Source organism: Actinomycetospora sp., assembly GCF_036497245.1.
Classification (GTDB): domain Bacteria; phylum Actinomycetota; class Actinomycetes; order Mycobacteriales; family Pseudonocardiaceae; genus Actinomycetospora.
The window spans coordinates 1-4,257 of record NZ_DASXJS010000043.1; the positions used below are offsets into that span (position 1 = coordinate 1).

Below are 4,257 nucleotides of genomic sequence, written 5' to 3' on the forward strand. Positions count from 1 at the left end.
CCGGGCGGCGGGTCGCCGATCTCGCCGTCTCCGTGCAGGCCCCACACCGTCTTCTCGCCGCGCACCACGTCCGGCGCTGCCGTGTTCGGGGCGTACGGCTCGAGCCGCTCGATGCGGCCCCAGTCCAGCGTGGACTCACCCTGCAGGTAGGACGGCACGTCCTGCTGCTTCTCCAACAGCTCGATCCAGCCCATCGGGCCCCCCGCCGACGGCTGCGACCACGTCTCGCCACCGATCCGGAACTGCGACGCGTCCGCGATGAGCCGGTAGGTCGGGACCGCGGCGATGCCGTCGCGCACATCGAACGGCTTCAGGCACGGCGACGCGAACTGCACCGGCCACTCGAGGTAACCCGGCTGCGTCCCGACGGCCTGGGTGAACGGCACCAGCTTCGGCCCGCGCATCGGGGCCAGCGCCATCCAGCCGTCGACCCCGAGCGAGCGGTCCTGCCCGACGAGGCGGATCTCGTCGGCCTGGGCGCCCTTGCCGGAGGAGAGGTTGACCTTGATCTCGCGCCACGGCGCCTCACCGCCTGCGCCGTCGTCCACCGAGTCCTGGCCGAGGATCTGGATGCGGCCGTCGGGCAGGTGCTTGGCGTACTGGAGGTAGAGGCTGTTCCCGCCGTTGAGCCGGCCCGCGGCGCTGATGACCAGCGGGGTCTGCCCGGACCGGAGCGCGTCGTCGACCGACTGCCACGGGGTGCGCAGGACCCCGGTCCCGCGCCCCTCCTTGTCGAAGGTGCCGATCGTCTGGCCCGCGAGGTCGTTGCGCAGCGTGTACTCGTAGCCGGAGACGCCGGTGCCGCCGCCGGTCGGCGGGGTCCCGTCCTCGGCGTGGAAACCCTCGTTCACCGGGTTCGGGTCGACCAGCTGCGCCTGCGGGCTCGACGCCTGCACGGTGTCCGGGGGCAGCGGTGCGGGGATCTGGCCGGGGGCCACCGGGGTCTGCGGCGCGATGGTCGGCAGGACCCCCTTGGCGGAGGGTGCGACGCCGGTGAACGGCGGCGCGGGCGGGAGGATCCCCGCCGCCGGGCTGCCCTCGACGCGGACCTGGTCGGCCAGTCCGCACGACGTCGAGAACGGGTGACGGACCACGTCACCGCCGAGCGAGAAGCTGTCCCACTGCTTGTCGATGCCCTTCCCCATGGACGCCATCTCGAAGAGCACGAGCAACCCGCAGACGACGGCGATCGGCGCGGACCCGAGCCGCAGGGCCCGGGCACGGCGCTCGACGGCGCTGGCCGGGCGCGATCCGCGCACCCGCTTGGCCCGGGACAGCACCGGCATGGCGAGCCGTCCCAGCTTCCCGGACGGTTCCCACGTCCCCGACGACGGCGGCCGGTCCTCCTGGATGCCGCGGATGTGCTCGATGGCCGCGACGATCAGGCAGACCCCCGCGACGGCGAGCAGCAGCGTCGAGGCCTGATGGTGGTCGTACGACGGTGACTTGTCGTTCCAGGGCACGCCCCAGTTGTTCGTGTACCACCACGTGTTCGGACCCGTGAACGCCAGCGCGAGGGTGGCGGACACCGCGGCCAGGAACAGCGAGCGGTTCCGCTTGGAGCGCAGCACGTCCGACGACGTGGCGAGCGCGGTCAGGGCGGCGATGCCGGAGCCGAGGGCCGCGAACGCACCGAAGTGGTGGGTCCACTTCGTCGGAGTGAGGGCCAGGACGAGGAACCCGAGCAGCGTGGTGCCGATCAACCGCTGCGACGGGCCGAGCGCCGCCCCGCGGATGCGGTCGCGGCGCAGCAGCACCACGAGGCAGACCGCGAGCCCGAGCATCAGCAGCAGCACCGGGGCCCGGCGCTCGAGCGAGCCGTCCGCGGAGACCGAGAACAGCGACTCGTAGCGGACGACCTCCTGGTACCAGGTGTAGTTCGGCCCGATGAGGAACCGGACCCGGTTGGCCTCCATGACCGCGGCGTAGGTCTGATCGGCGAAGATCGCGACGAGCACGACCAGCCCCGACGCGAGGACCGGGGCGAGGACCGGGAGCCATCCGAGCTGGCGCACCCGCTCCTGGACCAGCCGGAAGAGCGGGCGCGCGGCGGCCAGGAACGGCGCCACCGCCATGAGGCCGGTGGGCGTGGCCGCGAGTGCGAACGCCGCCGCCACCAGCCCCAGCGCCACCGGAGCGAGCCGCCGGGTGGCGACCGCCCGCTCGACCGCGCAGAACGCGAGGAGCGCGGAGATGACGGCCACCGGTTCGGGGCGCAGCCCGTTGTTGAACGGCAGCCAGAACATCAGGAAGACCATCGCGGCGGCCCAGCCCGCGGCCTTCGACGCCCGGACCTGCTGGCCCAGGCGCGGCAGCATCTCCCGCGAGATCAGCAGCCAGGACACGATGGCCATGAACACCGAGGGCAGGCGCATCCACAGGACGTTGTCGCTGACCTGCACCCACACCGAGTAGAGCTCGTAGAACCAGCCGAACGGCGCCTCGGGGACGTTGAACCATCGGTAGTAGTTGCCGATGTAGCCGGCGGCCTCGCGCGCTCTGGCGATGCCGAGGATGTACCCGTCGTCGGAGGTCTGGGAGCCGATCACCCCCCAGATCACGAGCCCGGCGACGACCGCGGCGTCACGGGCCGTCGGCCGCCACCACCGCCTCGGGGCCAGCCGGGGCGCGCGTCGGCCCGCCCGGTTGTCGAGGGCGTGCAACGCCCACACCGCCCCGAGGAAGCACAGGACGGCGAGCACGCCTGCGCCGGTCTTGAGCAGGGTCGCCGTCGTCTGGAACCGCGTGTCCGGGGTGACCTGGACGTTCATTCCCGCCGTCGGATCCTTGGCGGAGTCCAGGTCGGAGTAGATGCCGACCACCTGGGGCCGGAAGTCCCCGCCGAGCACCACGTCGGCGCCCGAGCCGAGGTTGATCACCGTCTGGGTGTAGTCGGAGGTGACCGTGACGTTGCAGGGGCCGCCCGGCACGGGTTCCTGGGCCGCCTGCTGGCCGCGGTCGGTGAGGGTGAGCTGACCGTTGTCGACGTAGAGCGCAAGCCCGACCTGGGAGCCGTTCGGCGAGAGCGGCGGCGTCGTGGACAGCAACGTCGCGCGCTGGGTGGCGCGCGTGTCGAGGCTGCGCACGGTCGCGCACGGGATCGACGCCGTCATCGTCTGCGGCCGGAACGCGACCAGGGGAGCGTCGATCGACCGGGTCCCGGTCGTCGGGCTCGGCCAGTGGATCGTCGCGGTGTCCTGGACGACCGGCAGGAACGGGAAGACCAGCGCGAGGAGGGTGCCCAGCCCGCCGAGCACGATCGCGAGCCAGCGGGTGCGTCGCAGCGTCCGGTCCCGGGGGCCGATCGCGCCGGTCGGCCCGTCCGACCCCGGTGGTCCTTCGACCGGTGCGCGGGCCGCGGTCCCGGGGACCGCGGTGGCCGTGTTCGTCGCGGAGTTGCCTGACGTCAGCACGTGGTGCGTCCTGACATGTGCGGGATGACCTCCGAAGTCCGGGGAGATCCTGTCGGGGAGCTGCGCCGTGTCACGGGCGCCGGAATCTCTCGCGCCGGCCCATGCGGACCAGGCGCAGCCACTCGCGCAGCGCCGCGGGGTCGCGCCGCTCGACGAGGAAGTACCAGCCGAAGCGCAGGTGCTCGATGGCGCCGAGCTTGCGCAGGCCCGGCTGGGCCAGCAGGTAGCCCCGGTTGCGGTAGGTGAAGTACCGCTTGGTGGCGTCGCCCGGGTCCTGGGCGTGGAGACGGCCGCCGAGCATCGGTTTGAACTCGTCGGAGCCGTCCGGATGGACGTAGGCCGTGGTGAGGCACGTGCCGTAGGGAAGCCCTGAGCGCATGAGGCGCCGGTGCAGTTCCACCTCGTCGCCGCGCACGAACAGGCGGAGATCCGGCACGCCGACGACGTCGAGGGTGGACGCGCGGAACAGCGACCCGTTGAACAGGTGCGCGATTCCGGGCATGAGCTCGCCGTCGCCGAATCCGTCGAGGTCGGCACGGCGCCGGACCCAGCGCAGTCCCCGCCGCAGCGGGAACGCCAGCTTCTCCGGGTCGGCGGCGTCGGTGATCACCGGCGACACCTCGGCGAGATCGCGACGTCGGGCGACCTCGAGCAGCGTCGCGAGCACGTGCTCGTCGGTGGGGCGCCCGTCGTCGTCGGCCATCCACAGCCAGTCCGCGCCGTGGGCGAGGGCGGTGAGCATGCCCAGGGCGTAGCCGCCCGCGCCGCCGAGATTGTGCCGCGACGGCAGGTAGGTCGACGGGAGGCCGCAGGACTCGACGACCTCGCGGGTCGCCTCGTCCGG

General features: G+C 72.8%; 2 protein-coding genes. Both read right to left on the reverse strand.

Annotated features, from left to right (window positions below; genetic code table 11):
- A partial coding sequence (locus tag VGI02_RS05265) for an arabinosyltransferase domain-containing protein (protein WP_331626222.1) occupies nt 1–3,413 on the reverse strand: 3,413 nt, incomplete at its 3' end.
- A gap of 70 nt (nt 3,414–3,483) precedes the next feature.
- Nucleotides 3,484–4,257 (reverse strand): galactofuranosyltransferase GlfT1 (glfT1, locus tag VGI02_RS05270; RefSeq protein ID WP_331626223.1); only part of this gene is annotated, 774 nt, incomplete at its 5' end.